A 17,705-nucleotide genomic window follows, 5' to 3' on the forward strand; every position below is an offset into this window, starting at 1 on the left:
GGCCCACGGCCAGTAGATTGAGCGGCGGCGTGCCCGGCAGCGGCGGACACCAGCGCGGGCATGACAATGACACCGCGGCCGCACGACGCGGCCGCCGGCGCCACGACGCAGCAGGCCACGGCTCAAGGGGGACAAGGGGCACCGGATGGACACCGAGGGCACGCACGACGCACAGCACACCGCTCGCCAGCCGTCAGACGGGGCACACCGACCCGAACCCGCGGTGCCGCGCCCCGCGGCACCGCCCACCCCGCCGGCCGTCGCGCCGCGCACCCCGCCACCTCCCGCCGCCCCGCCGACCGTGCCGGCCATGCCCGCCACCGCTCCGGGCACTGCGCCCAGCGGCCCCACGGCTCCCGGACCACCGCTGCTGAGCTGGCTGCGCACCCCGCGCCCGGGCGCCGCACCCGGCATCTGGACCTACGGCCACCGGCCCCGGGCCGCGCAGGAGCCCGACCGGGTCCCCGGACGGCAACTGATCAGCGGCGCGGTGATCTCGTTCCTGTGCGGGTGGCTGCTGTGGTCGCTGTTGTGGAATGGGTATCTCGGCGGTTACTGGCTCTGGCCGCTGCTGCTGCTCACGCCGGACTCCTGGCGGATGGCCGGCGGAGACAAGATGGTCTACGTCTGGGCCACCTACCTCTACTACGGGCTGGTGCTGGCGCTTCTGATCGTCGTCTTCGGCCGCATGGGCCGCTGGCCGGAGCTCGCCCGCCGCTTCCTGGGGCCGGCCCTCGGCCGCTTCCGCAACCGTGCCCCCGCCGCCCCCAAGCCCCAGCCCGCCGCCGACCGCGCGCAGTGGCCCGACCTGCGGGCACACGGCGCCACGGACGCCGCCGACAAGCTCGTCGCCGAGGTGCAGGCCGGCCGGATGAACGACGTGGACGTGGCCAGGATCGAGCGCGCCTGGCGCTCGGTGCGGTCCGGCAAGAACTCCCTGGCCTCTTTCACCGACACCGTGCTCCGGCAGGGAGCGGCGGCCTGTGCCCACCCGTCAGGGCGGCGCGATCTGCCCCGTCGGACCGCCCACCACGATCTGCTCGCCCATCAGGTCCGCATCGGCACCGCCGCCGATCACCTCCGCAACCCGTATCAGCACCGCGGCGTCGGGTGCGCCCTGGATCCGGGGGTGTTGGGCACCTCGCTGCTGGCCGTGGGGCCCGCGGGCAGCGGCAAGACCACCCGGGTCGTCAAGCCGGTGGTGGAGTCGATGTGTCTGCAGGCGCTGGCCGGGCAGTCCGCGGTGATCGTCGTCGGCCCGGCCGGATCCGACCTCGGTCCTGACGACGCGTTCGATGTGGTGGTCAGGGTCGGCCGCCCGGATCCGGACTGCGACCTCGACCTGTACGGCGGCACCACGGACCCCGACGAGGCGGCCGGCATCCTGGCGGAGGCCCTGGTCGGTGATCTCGCCGAGCAGCTGCCGGGCGGCGACAGCCGTCGTGCCGCGACCGCGCTGGCCCAGCTGCTGGGCCCCTTCCGAGCCGCCCACGACCGGTTTCCCACCGTTCCCGAGCTGCGCGAACTGCTGGATGGTGCGCCGCAGGCGATGTCCGCGCTGCGCGCTGCCCTGCAGGACGAGGGTGCTCACACCCTGCTGCGCGAACTGGACGCCCGGGTACGCCAGTCGGAGCGCCCCGGGGATCTCGGCGCGCTCCTCGCCGACCGCATCGCCCTCCTGGACCGGCCCGCCTTCGCCGCCCACTTCGACCCCACAGGAAACACCCGCCAGGTCTCCCTGCGTGCCCTCGACCATCCGCTGCGGGTCCGTATCGAACTGCCCGAGCGCGGCCATGCGGAAGCGTCACGGATCCTCGCCAGGCTGGTACTGGCGCAGTTCACCGAGTGCGCAGTGGCCCGCGGCGACCGCTCATTGTTCGCCTGCCTGGTGCTCGACGAGGCCGCACACACGATCACGGCCGAGGCGCTGCGCGGTCTGCAGCGGCTGCGCTCGGCGAATGCCGGCGCGGTGCTGACGCTGCGCTCCTTGGACGACGTCCCCGACGCGCTGCGCGGCACGCTGCTCGGTACGGTCGGCTGCCGGATGGCCTTCGCGGGCGTGACGACATGGGACGGCGCCCGGTTCGCCGAGGTGTGGGGCAAGGAGTGGGTGGAGACCCGCGATGTCACGGACCGTCAAATCATTGCGGAGGGCGCCGCGATGAAGGCATTCCACATTTTCCGCCACCTGGTCACCGGCAAGGCGGCCACCGCCAAGGCCGTCACCGTGCGCACCGTCGAGCGTGAACGCTGGTCCGCCTCCGATCTGGCCAACTCCGTTCCGCCCGGCCACGCCGTGCTCTCCGTGACCTCGGTGGCGGGGGAGCATGCGCCGCCGGTGCTGGTGGATCTGCGGTCCTGAGGGCGGCCCGCGGGGGCGCTCCGGGTTGCCCCGTCGGGGGCTCGTGCTTCGTGGCCGGGCGGATTTGTCCGGGCCGGAGCTCCCCCCGATTCCTCCGCTGAGGCAGAATCGACACTGGCCGTTCATACGAGGCGGCGCAAACAATCGGTCATCGACCGGTCGTCGGCAGTCATCGACCGGTCGCTGACCGACAGGTCAGTGATCGGTTGTCGATCGGTCGTCCCTCGCAGTCGTCGACGTCATGAAGGTCCCATGCCGCACACCCTCGCTTCCCTGGTCAACCACACCGCGCTCAAGCTGACCGTGCTCGCGGGCGAGGAGCGGCTGGACGTGCCGGTGCGCTGGGCGCACGCCAGTGAGCTGATCGATCCGGTGCCGTACATGGAGGGCGGGGAGCTGTTGCTGATCACCGCGCTCAAGCTGGACGCGGAGGATGCTGAGGCGACCCGCAGGTATGTGCGGCGGGTCGCGGAGGCAGGGGTCGTCGGACTGGGCTTCGCGGTCGGGGTCAATTACGAGGGCGTTCCGCAGGCGCTGGTCGAGGCGGCCAGGGAGCAGGGGCTGCCGCTGCTCGGGGTGCCCCGCAGGACGCCGTTCATCGCGATCAGCAAGGCGGTCTCGGCCGCCGTCGCCGCCGACCAGTACCGGGCGGTGACCGCGGGGTTCGAGGCGCAGCGGGAGCTGACCCGGGCGGCGCTCAGCGCCGAGGGGCCGGCCGAGCTGCTGGCCCGGCTCGCGGCGCATCTGGACGGCTGGGCCGCGCTCTACGACGCGTCGGGTGCGGTGGTGGCCGCCGCCCCCGACTGGGCGGCCCGCCGTGCGGCCCGGCTCGCCGATGACGTCGGGCGGCTGCGCGAGCGGCCTGCTCCCGCCAGCTCGGTCGTCAGCGACACGGACGGCGACGACCGGGTCGAGCTGCAGTCGCTGGGCACCGGCCGCCGGGCCCGCGGAGTGCTCGCGGTCGGGACCGGTGCGCCGCTCGGCACGGCCGAGCGCTATGCCGTGCACTCCGCGGTCGCACTGCTCACCCTGACCACGGAGCGGTCCCGGGCGCTGCAGGACGCCGAGCAGCGGCTCGGCGCCGCGGTGCTCAAGATGCTGCTCGCGGGCGAGCCGGACCATGCGCGGGCGGTGGCGGGCCGGCTCTACGGCGGGCTGCTGGACGCCCCGTTCCGGATGGTGGTCGCGGAGTCGGTGGCCGCCGAGGAACAGGCGTCCGCGGTGTCCGCCGGCGCCGGGGCTCCGGGCGGCCTCGACGGGCTGGCCGATGTGATGGACTCCGCGGCCGCGCGGACCGGTGAGGCGGTGCTCGCCGTACCGGACGGCGGCCGGCTGATCGTGCTGGTCGCGGACGGCGGTGCGGCCGCCGACGCCTGTGCCGCGTTCGCCGCCGAGGCCGAGGCCCGCGCCGGTGCGCAGCCGCGTGCGCGCGGCCGGGCGGGACGGGCCGAGACGGACCACGGCGAGGGGGTGGCCGTCGGGCTGTCGGCGCCGACCGGGCCGATGGCCGCCGCGAACGCCTACCGCCAGGCCGAACAGGCGCTGTCGGTGGCCCGCCGGCGCGGCCGTGCGCTGGTCGAGCACGAGGACGTGGCGGCCGGGTCCGTGCTGCCGCTGCTCGCCGACGACGCCGTCCGCGCCTTCGCGGACGGGCTGCTGCGGGCGCTGCGCGAGCACGATGCGCGGGGCCGCGGTGATCTGGTGGCCTCGCTGCGCGCCTGGCTCGCCCGGCACGGCCAGTGGGACGCGGCCGCCGCCGACCTGGGCGTACACCGCCACACCCTGCGCTACCGGATGCGGCGGGTGGAGGAGATCCTGGGCCGCTCGCTGGACGATGCGGATGTCCGGATGGAGCTGTGGCTGGCGCTCAAGGCGACGTCGGGGGCCCCGGGGGAGTAGGCCGGGGTTCCCCGGGGAGTGGGCTGTGTTCCCGGGGAGGAGGCCGGGGGCCCCAGGAGAAGGGGGCCTGAGGGTGCGATGGCGCGGGCGGCCCCTTCGGGATGCCGTCGCTGCCCATGGGGTGCCCGAGCGGCGGCGGCTCCTCGCGACGCGGTTGCCCACGGAGGCGGCCCGGGGGAGCGCGGACGGTCGGCCCGGAGCCCTGCCCCGGCACCCGCCCCGGATCCACTCCGTACGCCTTCTCCCTCACGGAGACGTACGCCCCCTCCACCACGGAGAGACGGCCGTGCTGATTACTACGCTTCGGACAAACGCCACGGCGCCGCCGCACCCCTACCGTGGGTCCAGAGTCAAAACCGCAGAGCCGCTCCCTGAGCCATGCGCATCACCCACCACTTCTGAAGGGCCGGGTTCCACTGTGCCGATCCCCACTGATGCAGCCCCCACCGCCTTTTGGCTCGCCGGCCGTCAGGCCACCGGCGAGGCCACCTTCGATGTCACCTCTCCGTGGGACGGACGCCTCGTCGGCACGGTGAGCGTCCCGACCGAGGCCCAGGTCGAGGAGGCCATTGCCGCCTCCGTCGCGGTCCAGGACGAGCTCGCCGCCACCCCGGCGCACGTGCGGGCCGCCGCGCTGGACCATGTGCACCGCCGGCTGGTGGAGCGTACGGAGGAGATCGCCCGGCTGATCTCCGGGGAGAACGGCAAGCCCATGAAGTGGGCGCGCGGCGAGGTCGGCCGGGCCATCTCCGTGTTCCGCTTCGCCGCCGAGGAGGCCCGCCGCTTCAACGGCGGCGAGGCGCAGCGTCTGGACACCGACGCGGGCGGCGCCGGCCGGCTCGCCCTGACCCGCCGCTTCCCGCGCGGCACGGTCCTGGGCATCGCCCCGTTCAACTTCCCGCTGAACCTCTGCGCCCACAAGATCGCCCCGGCCATCGCGGCCGGCGCCCCGATCATCCTCAAGCCGGCGCCGGCCACCCCGCTCTCCGGCCTGATCCTCGGCGAGCTGCTGGCCGAGACCGAGCTGCCGGCCGGTTCCTGGTCGATCCTCCCGGTGCCCAACGACCGGATGCCGGCGCTGGTCCAGGACGAGCGGCTGCCGGTCGTCTCCTTCACCGGCTCCGAGAAGGTCGGCTACGCGATCCTCGACTCGGTGCCGCGCAAGCACTGCACCCTGGAGCTCGGCGGCAACGGCGCGGCCGTCGTCCTGCCGGACTTCTCCTCCGAGGCGGACCTGGACTGGGCGGCACAGCGCATCGCCACCTTCTCCAACTACCAGGGCGGCCAGTCCTGCATCTCGGTGCAGCGGGTGATCGCCGACGCCTCCGTCTACGACCGTCTGGTGCCCAAGATCGTGGCGGCCGTCGAGGCGCAGGTCACCGGCGACCCGTCGGACGACGCGACCGAGGTCGGCCCGCTGGTGAACGAGGACGCCGCCAAGCGCGTCGAGAGCTGGGTCGACGAGGCCGTGGAGCGCGGTGCGAAGCTGCTCGCGGGCGGCAAGCGCGACGGGGCCTCCTACGCGCCGACCGTGCTGGAGAACGTGTCCGCCGACGCCACCCTCGCCTGCGAAGAGGTCTTCGGCCCGGTGCTCACCCTCAAGAAGGTCGACGGGGAGGGCGAGGCGTTCGCAGCCGTCAACGACTCCAAATTCGGCCTCCAGGCGGGCGTGTTCACGCACGACGTACAGACCGCCTTCCGCGCCCACCGTGCGCTGGAGGTCGGCGGCGTGATCGTCGGCGATGTGCCGTCCTACCGCGCCGACCAGATGCCGTACGGCGGCGTCAAGCAGTCCGGTGTGGGCCGCGAGGGCGTGCGGTTCGCGATGGACGACTACACCTACGAGCGGGTACTGGTCCTCACGGGCCTCGCGCTGTAACCTCCGCCCGACCCGGTCCGGACCGGTGGACAGCGACGGCCGTCCCATGGGCCGTATCACCAACCGGACCCGGCCGGCGCACCCACCGGCGCCGGCCCTCGACGCGGCGCGCTCCGGCACCCTGTTTCCGGAGCGCGCCGCGTCCCCCCTTTTCCCGGCACCACCTCTCCCGTCATGCCGGATCTTGACGGTAAGCGGCACGGACCCGCGCCTTCCTCCTGTCTGAGGGGGAGCCGCGGCGCTCCCCCGGGGGAGGAGAGGGGGCCGTATGTACAACCAGCGCGGTATGCCGCACCCCCCGAAGGGCGGAGGGCGGCTGGCCAACTCGGCCCGGTGCCGGGGCGTATGTCCCCCTTGGCGAGGAGTGGCCGTCCGGCCCGGCATCTCCCCCTACCTCCAGTGGTGCAACCCGCGCGGATCGGGTAACTCTCACAAGTAGCGCTGTCCAGCGGCCGACCGGCCCGCCGGCGCAGAACTCCCGATCCCGCGGCGAGGTGAGCTCCTGATGACCGCTCCATCCATCCGCAACGTTTCCGAGCGCGAAGCACGCCAGGTCGCCGAGGCGGCCCGCGAGCAGGACTGGCGCAAGCCCAGCTTCGCCAAGGAACTGTTCCTGGGGCGTTTCCGGCTCGACCTCATCCATCCGCACCCGACCCCCGCGGTCGACGACGTACGCCGCGGCGAGAAGTTCCTCGCCACGCTGCGTGACTTCTGCGAGACGGAGATCGACGGCGCCCGGATCGAGCGCGAGGGGCAGATCCCGGACGAGACCGTGAACGGGCTCAAGGAGCTCGGCGCGTTCGGCATGAAGATCGATGCGAAGTACGGCGGCCTGGGGCTCACCCAGGTCTACTACAACCGGGCGCTCGCGCTGGTCGGCACCGCCAGCCCCGCCATCGGCGCGCTGCTCTCGGCGCATCAGTCGATCGGCGTACCGCAGCCACTGAAGCTGTTCGGCACCAAGGAGCAGAAGGAGACCTTCCTGCCGCGCTGTGCCCGTACGGACATCTCGGCGTTCCTGCTGACCGAGCCCGATGTCGGCTCGGACCCGGCCCGGCTGGCGACCGCGGCGGTCCCGGACGGCACCGACTACGTCCTCGACGGGGTCAAGCTGTGGACCACCAACGGTGTGGTCGCCGATCTGCTGGTGGTGATGGCGCGAGTGCCCGCCTCCGAGGGGCACAAGGGCGGCATCACGGCCTTCGTCGTCGAGGCCGGCTCCCCCGGCATCACAGTCGAGAACCGCAACGCCTTCATGGGCCTGCGCGGCCTGGAGAACGGGGTGACCCGCTTCCACCAGGTACGCGTCCCCGCCGCCAACCGCATCGGGCCCGAGGGCGCCGGCCTGAAGATCGCCCTGACCACCCTCAACACCGGCCGGCTCTCGCTGCCCGCGATGTGCGTCGGCTCCGGCAAGTGGTGCCTGAAGATCGCCCGTGAGTGGTCCGCCGCCCGCGAGCAGTGGGGCCGGCCGGTCGCCAAGCACGAGGCCGTCGGCGCCAAGATCTCCTTCATCGCCGCCACCACCTTCGCCCTCGAAGCGGTCGTCGACCTCTCCTCCCAGATGGCCGACGAGAACCGCAACGACATCCGCATCGAGGCCGCCCTCGCCAAGCTCTACGGCTCCGAGATGGGCTGGCTGATGGCCGACGAGCTCGTCCAGATCCGCGGCGGCCGCGGCTACGAGACCGCCGACTCGCTCGCCGCCCGCGGCGAACGCTCCGTCCCCGCCGAGCAGATGCTCCGCGATATGCGCATCAACCGGATCTTCGAGGGCTCCACGGAGATCATGCATCTGCTGATCGCCCGCGAGGCGGTGGACGCCCACCTGTCGGTCGCCGGCGACCTCATCGACCCCGACAAGTCCCTCGCCGACAAGGGCCGGGCGGCGGCCAAGGCCGGCGGGTTCTACGCCCGCTGGCTGCCCAAGCTCGTCGCCGGTCCGGGCCAACTCCCGCGTACCTACCAGGAGTTCGGCCGTCTGGCCGGTCATCTGCGCTATGTCGAGCGGACCTCCCGCAAGCTCGCCCGCTCCACCTTCTACGCGATGTCCCGCTGGCAGGGCCGGATGGAGACCAAGCAGGGCTTCCTCGGCCGGATCGTGGACATCGGCGCCGAACTCTTCGCGATGAGCGCCGCCTGCGTACGGGCCGAGTACCTGACCGAGACCGCCGATCACGGCCGCGAGGCGCAGCAGCTGGCCGATGTGTTCTGCCGGCAGGCGCGGATTCGCGTCGAGGAGCTGTTCGGCCGGCTGTGGACCAACACCGACGAACTCGACCGCAAGGTCGTCGACGGGGTCCTCGACGGCAGCTACACCTGGCTGGAGGAGGGCATGATCGACCCCAGCGGCGACGGCCCCTGGATCGCCGATGCCACGCCGGGCCCGAGCGGGACGGACAGCGTCCGGCGGCCCATCCGCTGAGCCGGACCGCGGCTGCACACACCCGGGGCGGGTCCGCACGTCGGACCGGCCCCGGGTGTGTGCGGTGCGCAGCAGTAGGAGCTCGCAAGATCGGTATGACCTGCCCTAGGTGTCCACGGCCCCTCGGCGACCGGCCACAATGGACCACATGACGGACTCCCTCGCCCACCCGCATACGCGTTTCGAGCCGGCCCTCGGCGACCTCGACGCCCCCCGCGGCCCCCGTTCCCTCGTGGTGCTCGGCTCGACCGGGTCGATCGGCACCCAGGCGATCGACATCGTGCTGCGCAACCCCGACCGGTTCCGGGTGACCGCACTCTCCGCGGCCGGCGGCCGGGTCGAGCTGCTCGCCGACCAGGCGCACCAGCTGCGGGTGAACGCCGTCGCCGTGGCGCGCGAGGACACGGTGCCCGCGCTGCGTACGGCGCTGGCCGACCGCTACGGCGCGGGCGAGCCGCTGCCCGAGATCCTGGCCGGCCCCGACGCCGCCACCGAGCTGGCCGCCTCCCCCTGCCACACCGTCCTCAACGGCATCACCGGCTCCATCGGACTCGCCCCGACCCTGGCCGCGCTCCGGGCCGGCCGGGTGCTCGCCCTGGCCAACAAGGAGTCGCTGATCGTCGGCGGCCCGCTGGTCAAGGCCCTCGCCGCGCCCGGCCAGATCATCCCCGTCGACTCCGAGCACTCCGCGCTCTTCCAGGCGCTGGCCGGCGGCGAGCGCGCCGAGGTCCGCAAGCTCGTCGTCACCGCCTCCGGCGGCCCGTTCCGTGGCCGTACGAAGCGGGAGCTGGCGGGGGTCACGCCCGAGCAGGCGCTGGCCCACCCCACCTGGACCATGGGCCCGGTCGTCACCATCAACTCGGCGACCCTCGTCAACAAGGGCCTGGAGGTCATCGAGGCGCATCTGCTCTTCGACGTCCCCTTCGACCGCATCGAGGTCGTCGTCCACCCGCAGTCCTACATCCACTCGATGGTGGAGTTCACCGACGGCTCCACGCTCGCCCAGGCCAGCCCGCCCGACATGCGGATGCCGATCGCGCTGGGCATCGGCTGGCCCGAGCGGGTCCCGGACGCCGCACCGGGCGTGGACTGGACGAAGGCGCAGACCTGGGAGTTCTTCCCGCTGGACGAGGAGGCCTTCCCGTCCGTCCCGCTGGCCCGCCACGTCGGCGATCTGGGCAACACCGCCCCCGCCGTCTTCAACGCGGCGAACGAGGAATGTGTGGATGCGTTCCTCAAGGGCGGGCTGCCCTTCACAGGGATTGTGGATACGGTCGCCGCAGTGGTCGCCGAACACGGAACGCCCGCCAAGGGAACTTCCCTGACGGTCGCGGACGTCCTGGAGGCGGAAACCTGGGCGCGCGCCCGCGCCCGCGAACTGGCCGCCCGTGCGGCACGGACACCTTCGGAGGCTCGCGCATGACGACCTGGATGACCATCCTCGGCATAGTCGTCTTCGTCGTCGGCCTGTTGTTCTCCATCGCCTGGCACGAGCTCGGCCATCTCTCAACGGCCAAGCTGTTCGGTATCCGCGTGCCGCAGTACATGGTGGGCTTCGGGCCGACGATCTTCTCCCGCAGGAAGGGCGACACCGAGTACGGCATCAAGGCCGTTCCGCTCGGCGGCTACATCCGCATGATCGGGATGTTCCCGCCCGGCGACGACGGAAAGCTGCAGGCCCGCTCCACCTCGCCGTTCCGCGGCATGATCGAGGACGCCCGCTCGGCGGCCTTCGAGGAGCTGCAGCCCGGCGACGAGAAGCGGCTCTTCTACACCCGTAAGCCCTGGAAGCGCACCATCGTGATGTTCGCCGGGCCGTTCATGAACCTGATCCTGGCGGTCGTGATCTTCATGAGCGTGCTGATGGGCTTCGGCATCAACACCCAGACCACCCAGGTCGGCTCGGTCTCGGAGTGCGTCATCTCGGCCGCCGCCAAGACCGACAAGTGCCCGCACAGCGCCAAGGACTCCCCGGCCAAGGCCGCGGGTCTCCGGGCCGGCGACAAGATCGTCTCGTTCAACGGCCACGCCGTGCCGGACTGGGGCGCCCTCCAGCAGCAGATCCGCGACACCACGGGGCCCGCGACGCTCGTCGTGGAGCGGCACGGCGCCCGCCGGACCCTGCAGGCCGACCTCATCGAGAACAAGGTCGCCAAGACCGACGGCCACGGCGGCTATGTCCCCGGACAGTTCGTCACCGCCGGATTCCTCGGCTTCACCCCGGCCAGCGGCGTCGTCCAGCAGTCCTTCGGCCAGTCCGTCGACCGCATGGGCAACATGGTCGAGCAGGGTGTCTCGTCGTTGATAAACCTGCCCGCGAAGGTCCCGGACCTGTGGGATGCGGCCTTCAACGGCGGCGAGCGCAAGCAGGACTCCCCGATGGGCGTGGTCGGCGCGGCCCGGGTCGGCGGCGAGGTCTTCTCCCTGAACATCCCGCCGGAGCAGCGGGTGGCGACCATGCTCTTCCTGGTCGCCGGCTTCAACCTCTCGCTGTTCCTGTTCAACATGCTGCCGCTGCTGCCGCTGGACGGCGGGCACATCGCCGGCGCCGTGTGGGAATCCGTCCGGCGGGCCTTCGCCAAGATCGTCCGGCGTCCCGACCCCGGCCCCTTCGACGTCGCCAAGCTGATGCCGGTCGCCTACGTCGTCGCCGGGATCTTCATCTGCTTCACGCTGCTGGTGCTGGTCGCCGACGTGGTGAATCCGGTGAAACTGACCTAGAAAGCACGTTTGGCGGCGGCCGGACACCTCCGTGGCGTTTGGAGGTGTCCGGCCGTCTCCTTTCGTGGGGGCGCAGGGGAGCGATGTGCTTGCCGCGACCCCCGTGCCGTAATCTCGAAGACCGGAGCCCGCCGATGCGGGGCCTAGATCCACACCTTGGGGTTGCTCGCCAGATGACTGCCATTTCACTGGGAATGCCGGACGTACCGACCAAGCTCGCCGACCGCAGGGTCAGCCGCAAGATCCAGGTCGGCACGGTCGCCGTGGGCGGAGACGCACCGGTCTCGGTGCAGTCGATGACGACCACGCGGACGTCCGACATCGGCGCCACGCTGCAGCAGATCGCCGAGCTGACGGCCTCCGGCTGCCAGATCGTCCGGGTCGCCTGCCCGACGCAGGACGACGCCGATGCGCTGCCCGTGATCGCCCGGAAGTCCCAGATTCCAGTCATTGCAGACATCCATTTCCAGCCGAAGTACGTCTTCGCCGCGATCGACGCCGGCTGCGCCGCGGTCCGCGTCAACCCCGGCAACATCAAGCAGTTCGACGACAAGGTCAAGGAGATCGCCAAGGCGGCCTCCGACGCCGGCACCCCGATCCGGATCGGCGTCAACGCCGGCTCCCTGGACAGCCGCCTGCTGCAGAAGTACGGCAAGGCCACCCCCGAGGCGCTCGTCGAGTCCGCGCTGTGGGAGGCGTCCCTCTTCGAGGAGCACGGCTTCCGCGACATCAAGATCTCGGTCAAGCACAACGACCCGGTCGTGATGGTCAACGCCTACCGCCAGCTCGCCGCCCAGTCGGACTACCCCCTCCACCTCGGCGTCACGGAGGCCGGGCCCGCCTTCCAGGGCACCATCAAGTCCGCCGTCGCCTTCGGCGCGCTGCTCAGCGAGGGCATCGGCGACACCATCCGCGTCTCGCTCTCCGCCCCGCCCGCCGAAGAGGTCAAGGTCGGCATCTCCATCCTGGAGTCGCTCAACCTGCGCCAGCGCCGGCTGGAGATCGTCTCCTGCCCGTCCTGCGGCCGCGCCCAGGTCGATGTCTACAAGCTCGCCGACGAGGTCACCGCGGGCCTGGAGGGCATGGAGGTGCCGCTGCGCGTCGCCGTCATGGGCTGCGTCGTCAACGGCCCCGGCGAGGCCCGCGAGGCCGACCTCGGCGTCGCCTCCGGCAACGGCAAGGGCCAGATCTTCGTCAAGGGCGAGGTCATCAAGACCGTCCCCGAGTCGAAGATCGTCGAGACCCTCATCGAAGAGGCGCTGAAGATCGCCGAGCAGATGGAGAAGGACGGCATCGCCTCCGGCAGCCCGGTCGTCTCCGCCGCGGGCTGACCCCCGGCAGCCACACGTCCGAGCCCCGCCGCCCGCACCGGGCCGCGGGGCTCGCGCCTGCCAGGGACGATCCGTCCCCCGGCGGCCGGGTGCTCGCGCGCGGGGGGAGGTAAAGTGCCAAGACCTGCTCCCGCCTGGCCTCCCAGGCCCGTACCGGTGAGGCTTTCCGACACGTGCTGACGACCACCACCATCAAGGTCCTCGAGCCCGGGGACCTCGACGATGCGCTCGCGGTCCTGGACCGCGACCCGGTCGCCAACGCCTTCGTCGCCGCCCGCGTCCAGGTCGCCGGCCTCGACCCCTGGCGGCTGGGCGGCGAGATGTGGGGCTGGTACGTCCGCGGCCGTCTGGAGTCGCTCTGTTACGCCGGAGCCAACCTCGTCCCCGTCGGCGCCACCTCCGAGGCCGTCCGTGGCTTCGCCGAACGTGCCCGCCGGCAGGGCCGCCGCTGCTCGTCCATCGTGGGCCCCGCGGAATCCATCGCCGAGCTGTGGTCGCTCCTGGAGCCCCACTGGGGACCGGCCCGCGAGATCCGCACCCATCAGCCCCTGATGGTCACCACCGCACCGGCCGCCGAGATCGCTCCCGACCCGTACGTCCGGCGGATCCGCAAGAACGAGATGGACCTGATCATGCCCGCGTGCGTGGCCATGTTCACCGAAGAGGTCGGGATCTCCCCGATGGCCGGCGACGGCGGGCTCCTCTACCAGGCCCGGGTCGCCGAACTCGTCGGCTCCGGCCGCGCCTTCGCCCGTATCGAGCACGGCAAGGTCATCTTCAAGGCCGAGATCGGCGCCGCCACCCAGCGGGCCTGCCAGATCCAGGGCGTGTGGGTCGACCCCGCCTATCGCGGCAAGGGCCTGTCCGAGACCGGGATGGCCGCCGTGCTGCGCTACGCCCTCAGCGATGTCGCCCCCGTCGTCAGCCTCTACGTCAACGACTTCAACACCGCCGCTCGCGCCTCCTATCGGCGGGTGGGCTTCGAGGAAGTCGGCGCCTTCATGAGCGTACTTTTCTGACCCGCCGCCTTGTACGCTCCGACCATGGATGACGTCGCGGTCGGCCCCCTTGATCTTGCTGCCCGCGTGGACGACGCGCTGGCCGTCCAGGCACTCGCGTTCGGCCTGAGCGACGAGGAGATCGCCGTCCGCCGGCACATCGTGCTGCGCCACTTCTCCTGCACCGGCGCCCGCGCCCTCGGCGCCACCACCCCCGCCGGCCGGCTGGTCGGCTTCGTCTACGGGATGCCCAACGACCGCGCCCACTGGTGGTCCACCGTCGTCGAGCCCTACCTCCGCAGCGAGGGCCTCGACCACTGGCTCGACGACTCCTTCACCATCACCGAGCTGCACGTCCACCCCGCCTACCAGCACCGCGGCATCGGCCGGTCACTGATCACCCGTATCACCGACGCAGCTGCCGAACCGCGCTCCATCCTCTCCGCCGTCGACACCGAGAGCCCGGCCCGCCTCCTCTACCGCTCCCTCGGCTACCGCGACATCGCCCGCCGGGTCCTCTTCCCGAGCGCCCCGACGCCGTACGCGGTGATGGGCGCCCCACTCCCTCTGAGGCGCTGACGTAATTTCCCCTCCTCCCACAACGGGAGGGCGCGGGCCTGCGCAGCGGACCCAGCCCGCCGCAGGGTCAAGGGGGCCGCCCCCGGCCGGCCCGGAAAGCCGCCGAACCACGTCGGCCGGGCCCCGTGCAGCGATATCGCATTTCCGTGCGCCACACCCCTGCGGCTAACCTCCAGGGAGTCACCTTTCTTACGCAGGAGAAACTCCATGGCCCACGCCGCACAGGTCCAGCGCATGTCCCGCTTGATGGTCAAGACACTGCGCGACGACCCGGCCGACGCCGAGACCGCCAGCCACAAGCTGCTCGTCCGCGCCGGGTACGTCCGCCGCTCCTCCGCCGGCATCTGGACGTGGCTGCCGCTGGGCAAGAAGGTCCTGGAGAACGTCTCCCGCATCGTCCGCGAGGAGATGGACGCCATCGGCGGCCAGGAGGTCCTGCTGCCGGCCCTGCTGCCCAAGGAGCCCTACGAGGCCAGCGGCCGCTGGAGTGAGTACGGCGACCTGCTCTTCCGCCTCAAGGACCGCAAGGGCGCCGACTACCTCCTCGGCCCCACCCACGAAGAGATCTTCACCCTCACGGTCAAGGACCAGTGCGCGTCGTACAAGGACCTGCCGGTGATCCTCTACCAGATCCAGACCAAGTACCGCGACGAGGCCCGCCCCCGCTCCGGTGTGCTGCGCGGCCGCGAGTTCCAGATGAAGGACTCGTACAGCTTCGACACCACCGACGAGGGCCTGGAGCAGTCCTACGCGCTGCACCGCCAGGCCTACCAGAAGATCTTCGAGCGCCTGGGTCTCGACTACCGCATCGTCTCCGCTGTCTCCGGCGCGATGGGCGGCTCCGCCTCCGAGGAGTTCCTCGCCCCCGCCGCGGCCGGTGAGGACACCTTCGTGGACTGCCCCGCCTGCGACTACGCCGCCAACACCGAGGCCGTCACGGTCAAGGTCGAAGCGGTCGACGGCTCCGCGCACGGCCCGGTCGAGGAGCTGGACACCCCCGACACCCCGACCATCGAGTCCCTCGCCGAGCACCTCGGCGTACCGGCCTCCGCGACCCTGAAGAACCTCCTGGTCAAGGTCGACGGCGAGATCGTCGCGGTCGGCGTCCCCGGCAACCGCGAGGTCGACCTCGGCAAGCTCGGTGAGCACCTCGCACCGGCCACCGTCGAGCTGGTCACCGCAGAGGACTTCACCGACCGCCCCGACCTGGTCCGCGGCTATGTCGGCCCGCAGGACCTGGCCGGCAAGGCGTTCCGCTACCTCGCCGACCCGCGCATCGCCCCCGGCACGGCCTGGATCACCGGCGCCAACAAGGACGGCAAGCACGCCCGCAACGTCGTCGCGGGCCGTGACTTCGAGGTCGACGAGTACCTCGACGTGGTCGTCGTCGAGCCCGGCGACCCCTGCCCCGAGTGCGGCACCGGCCTGCGCATCGACCGCGCCATCGAGATCGGCCACATCTTCCAGCTCGGCCGCAAGTACGCGGACGCCTTCGAGCTCGATGTGCTCGGCCAGAACGGCAAGCCCGCCCGGGTCACCATGGGCTCGTACGGCATCGGCGTCTCCCGCGCGGTGGCCGCCCTCGCCGAGCAGACCCACGACGAGTCCGGACTGTGCTGGCCCCGTGAGGTCGCCCCGGCCGATGTGCATGTCGTCGCGGCCGGCAAGGCCAAGCAGACCGAGCTCGCCCTGGAGGTCGGCGAACAGCTCGGCGCCGCGGGCCTGCGGGTCCTCGTCGACGACCGGGCCGGTGTCTCGCCCGGCGTGAAGTTCACCGACGCCGAACTGCTCGGCATCCCGGCCATCGTCGTCGCCGGCCGCCGCGCCGCCGAGGGTGTCGTCGAGGTCAAGGACCGCCGCACCGGCGAGCGCGAGGAGCTGACGGTCGAGGAGGCCGTCGCCCGCCTCAGCGCGTAACCACCGCAGGTGAACGGGCCGGCCGCCGGGGCGCACACCCCGGAAGCCGGCCCGTTCGTCCGTCCACTACAGCCAGGCGGCGAACTCCAGCAGCAGCTCGCCGCGCTGCCGGTCGCCCGCCGCCGCCTCCCGTACGCCGATGTCCACCGCCCGGTAGAGCGTCCACTCGCGCAGCCGGTCCCGGTCCACGTCCAGGGAGTCGGCCAGTTTGGACACCCGGCGGCGGGCCGCGGCGGCCGCGCCCGACCCGGCCGCCAGATCCTCGAACCGGTCCAGCACCAGCGCTGCCAGGTCGTACGCCCGCTCACCCACCACAGGCGACGGGCCGACCGCCAGCCACGGCGCCCGCTCACCGGCCAGCACCTTGCCCTGCCGGAACGTGCCGTGCAGCAGAAACTGCTCGTCGGACCCGTCCGGCAGGGTGCGCCGCAGCTCCAGCGCCTGGTCCACCAGCGGCCCGGCCGCCGGGATCAGCGCCCCGGCCGTCCGCAGCGCCTCCACGGCCTCGTCGGTACGCCCGGCCAGCGTCTCGAAGGAGTGCTCCGGGCCCGCCGGCACCCACAGCCGCCGCACCGTACCGGCCGCCTCCAGCAGCGCCTTGGCCTCCGGCAGCGACCGCAGCGACACACCGCCCTGCAGCCGCTCCAGCAACAGCGCCCCGCTCGCGGCGTCGGACTGCAGCAGCCGCACCGCGCCCCAGCCGTCCCACGCCTCCAGCGCCGCCCCCTCGTGCGCGGACACCCGCCCGGGCACCGGGAACTTCAGCGCCGCGGGCGTCCCGTCCTTCTGCCGTACGAGGGCGAGCAGACTGCTGCGGCCACCGGGGGCGTGCACCCTCTCCAGCGTCAGATCCCAGGCCTCCAGCCGCTGCTGAACCAGCGTCGGCAGCGCGTCGAGCCACTCCCGCACGGGACTTTCCGGATCGCCGCTCAGCGAACTCACCAACCGCTGCGGCGGTTCGATGGGTGCCGTTGCCATGCTTGAGCTGTCCCCTTCCTGGGGCCGTGACCGCACCGCGGCCGGTCGTTCAGAGCGCGCCGGCGGAGGCGCTCGCGGCGCCGGACGGAGTGGCGGCCACGGCCCGCTCCACGAGCCCAGGGAAGGCTACGCCGCTGCCGCGCCAGCGCACCGCCCGCACCGCCGCCTCGCGCAGTGCGGCCGCCGCCTCCTTGCGCCTGGCCGCGCCGCCGGACCGTACGAGATCCGCGTAGACGGCGGCCAGCCGGTCCTCCAGCTCCGCCGCCAGCCGGGCCGCGGCCGCCGCGTCCGGGACGGGGAAGGGCAGTTCGTAGGCGGCGGCCGCGGCCCGCGGTGTACCGCCCAGGTCGCGCACCTCGCGGCGCAGCGCGTCCCGGCGCGCACGGTGCCCGTCGTACGCCGCCTGAGCTTCCTTGCGCCGGTCACCGGCGATCCGCCCGCCGACCACGCCGTAGCCGTAGACCGCCGCATGCTCGGCGGCCAGCGCCGCCTGCACCGCCGTCAGCTCGTCGCGCCCGCTGTCCTCGTCCTCGCGCAGGTTCCTGCCGTGAACCGCTGTGGCCTTCATGCGCACATCCCTTCGCCGGTCCTTGCTCTCCGCCGTGCCGCGGTGCCC

The 17,705-nt window shown here is 72.4% G+C and carries 12 protein-coding genes; 10 read left to right on the forward strand and 2 right to left on the reverse strand.

The features are described from left to right. The first annotated feature begins 145 nt into the window (after nt 1–145). From ACGFWI_RS32185 to ACGFWI_RS32230, 10 genes are all read left to right on the forward strand, one after another. On the forward strand, nt 146–2,362 hold the full coding sequence (locus ACGFWI_RS32185) for an ATP-binding protein (RefSeq protein WP_393909571.1): 2,217 nt from the start codon (nt 146–148) through the stop codon (nt 2,360–2,362). A 252-nt stretch (nt 2,363–2,614) separates the two neighbouring features. Beyond that, nucleotides 2,615–4,261: a PucR family transcriptional regulator gene (locus tag ACGFWI_RS32190; protein ID WP_393909572.1), complete on the forward strand. Its 1,647-nt coding sequence runs from the start codon at nt 2,615–2,617 to the stop codon at nt 4,259–4,261. A 418-nt stretch (nt 4,262–4,679) separates the two neighbouring features. Next, on the forward strand, nt 4,680–6,140 hold the full coding sequence (locus ACGFWI_RS32195; protein ID WP_393909573.1) for an aldehyde dehydrogenase family protein: 1,461 nt from the start codon (nt 4,680–4,682) through the stop codon (nt 6,138–6,140). 505 nt (nt 6,141–6,645) lie between these two features. Further along, nucleotides 6,646–8,565 carry an acyl-CoA dehydrogenase family protein gene (locus ACGFWI_RS32200; protein WP_393909574.1) on the forward strand — a complete coding sequence of 640 codons (1,920 nt, stop codon included), beginning with the start codon at nt 6,646–6,648 and terminating at the stop codon, nt 8,563–8,565. 148 nt (nt 8,566–8,713) lie between these two features. Further along, entirely contained in the window at nt 8,714–9,988 is a 1,275-nt protein-coding gene (dxr, locus tag ACGFWI_RS32205) for a 1-deoxy-D-xylulose-5-phosphate reductoisomerase (RefSeq protein WP_393909575.1), read from the forward strand. Beyond that, entirely contained in the window at nt 9,985–11,286 is a 1,302-nt protein-coding gene (locus ACGFWI_RS32210) for a M50 family metallopeptidase (protein ID WP_393909576.1), read from the forward strand. The genes dxr and ACGFWI_RS32210 overlap by 4 nt, the downstream gene beginning before the upstream one ends. Before the next feature lie 173 nt (nt 11,287–11,459). Further along, nucleotides 11,460–12,617: a flavodoxin-dependent (E)-4-hydroxy-3-methylbut-2-enyl-diphosphate synthase gene (gene ispG, locus ACGFWI_RS32215; protein WP_393909577.1), complete on the forward strand. Its 1,158-nt coding sequence runs from the start codon at nt 11,460–11,462 to the stop codon at nt 12,615–12,617. A gap of 173 nt (nt 12,618–12,790) precedes the next feature. Then, complete coding sequence (locus ACGFWI_RS32220) at nt 12,791–13,636, forward strand: GNAT family N-acetyltransferase (protein WP_393909578.1); 846 nt, start codon at nt 12,791–12,793, stop codon at nt 13,634–13,636. A 24-nt stretch (nt 13,637–13,660) separates the two neighbouring features. Beyond that, complete coding sequence (locus tag ACGFWI_RS32225) at nt 13,661–14,194, forward strand: GNAT family N-acetyltransferase (RefSeq protein ID WP_393909579.1); 534 nt, start codon at nt 13,661–13,663, stop codon at nt 14,192–14,194. Between the two features lie 207 nt (nt 14,195–14,401). Then, on the forward strand, nt 14,402–16,111 hold the full coding sequence (locus tag ACGFWI_RS32230) for a proline--tRNA ligase (RefSeq protein WP_393909580.1): 1,710 nt from the start codon (nt 14,402–14,404) through the stop codon (nt 16,109–16,111). Between the two features lie 66 nt (nt 16,112–16,177). Here ACGFWI_RS32230 and ACGFWI_RS32235 read toward each other — a convergent pair whose 3' ends face one another. Both ACGFWI_RS32235 and ACGFWI_RS32240 read right to left on the reverse strand, forming a co-directional pair. After that, the gene (locus ACGFWI_RS32235; protein WP_393909581.1) at nt 16,178–17,089 is read right to left on the reverse strand and encodes an aminoglycoside phosphotransferase family protein; all 912 of its coding nucleotides are present in this window, start codon (nt 17,087–17,089) and stop codon (nt 16,178–16,180) included. 49 nt (nt 17,090–17,138) lie between these two features. Further along, nucleotides 17,139–17,657 (reverse strand): ferritin-like domain-containing protein, encoded by a 519-nt coding sequence (locus ACGFWI_RS32240; RefSeq protein WP_393909582.1) that lies wholly within the window; start codon nt 17,655–17,657, stop codon nt 17,139–17,141. Between the last annotated feature and the right edge of the window lie 48 nt (nt 17,658–17,705).

This window comes from Streptomyces sp. NPDC048434 (assembly GCF_043200375.1).
Taxonomy (GTDB): Bacteria; Actinomycetota; Actinomycetes; order Streptomycetales; family Streptomycetaceae; genus Streptomyces.

Excerpts from the sequence above, each read along its gene's own strand:
- ACGFWI_RS32185 (WP_393909571.1), top strand. The coding sequence starts at position 146 with ATGGACACCGAGGGCACGCACGACGCACAGCACACCGCTCGCCAGCCG.
- ACGFWI_RS32190 (WP_393909572.1), top strand. The coding sequence starts at position 2,615 with ATGCCGCACACCCTCGCTTCCCTGGTCAACCACACCGCGCTCAAGCTG.
- ACGFWI_RS32200 (WP_393909574.1), top strand. The coding sequence starts at position 6,646 with ATGACCGCTCCATCCATCCGCAACGTTTCCGAGCGCGAAGCACGCCAG.
- dxr (WP_393909575.1), top strand. The coding sequence starts at position 8,714 with ATGACGGACTCCCTCGCCCACCCGCATACGCGTTTCGAGCCGGCCCTC.
- ACGFWI_RS32210 (WP_393909576.1), top strand. The coding sequence starts at position 9,985 with ATGACGACCTGGATGACCATCCTCGGCATAGTCGTCTTCGTCGTCGGC.
- ispG (WP_393909577.1), top strand. The coding sequence starts at position 11,460 with ATGACTGCCATTTCACTGGGAATGCCGGACGTACCGACCAAGCTCGCC.
- ACGFWI_RS32225 (WP_393909579.1), top strand. The coding sequence starts at position 13,661 with ATGGATGACGTCGCGGTCGGCCCCCTTGATCTTGCTGCCCGCGTGGAC.
- ACGFWI_RS32230 (WP_393909580.1), top strand. The coding sequence starts at position 14,402 with ATGGCCCACGCCGCACAGGTCCAGCGCATGTCCCGCTTGATGGTCAAG.
- ACGFWI_RS32235 (WP_393909581.1), bottom strand. The coding sequence starts at position 17,089 with ATGGCAACGGCACCCATCGAACCGCCGCAGCGGTTGGTGAGTTCGCTG.
- ACGFWI_RS32240 (WP_393909582.1), bottom strand. The coding sequence starts at position 17,657 with ATGAAGGCCACAGCGGTTCACGGCAGGAACCTGCGCGAGGACGAGGAC.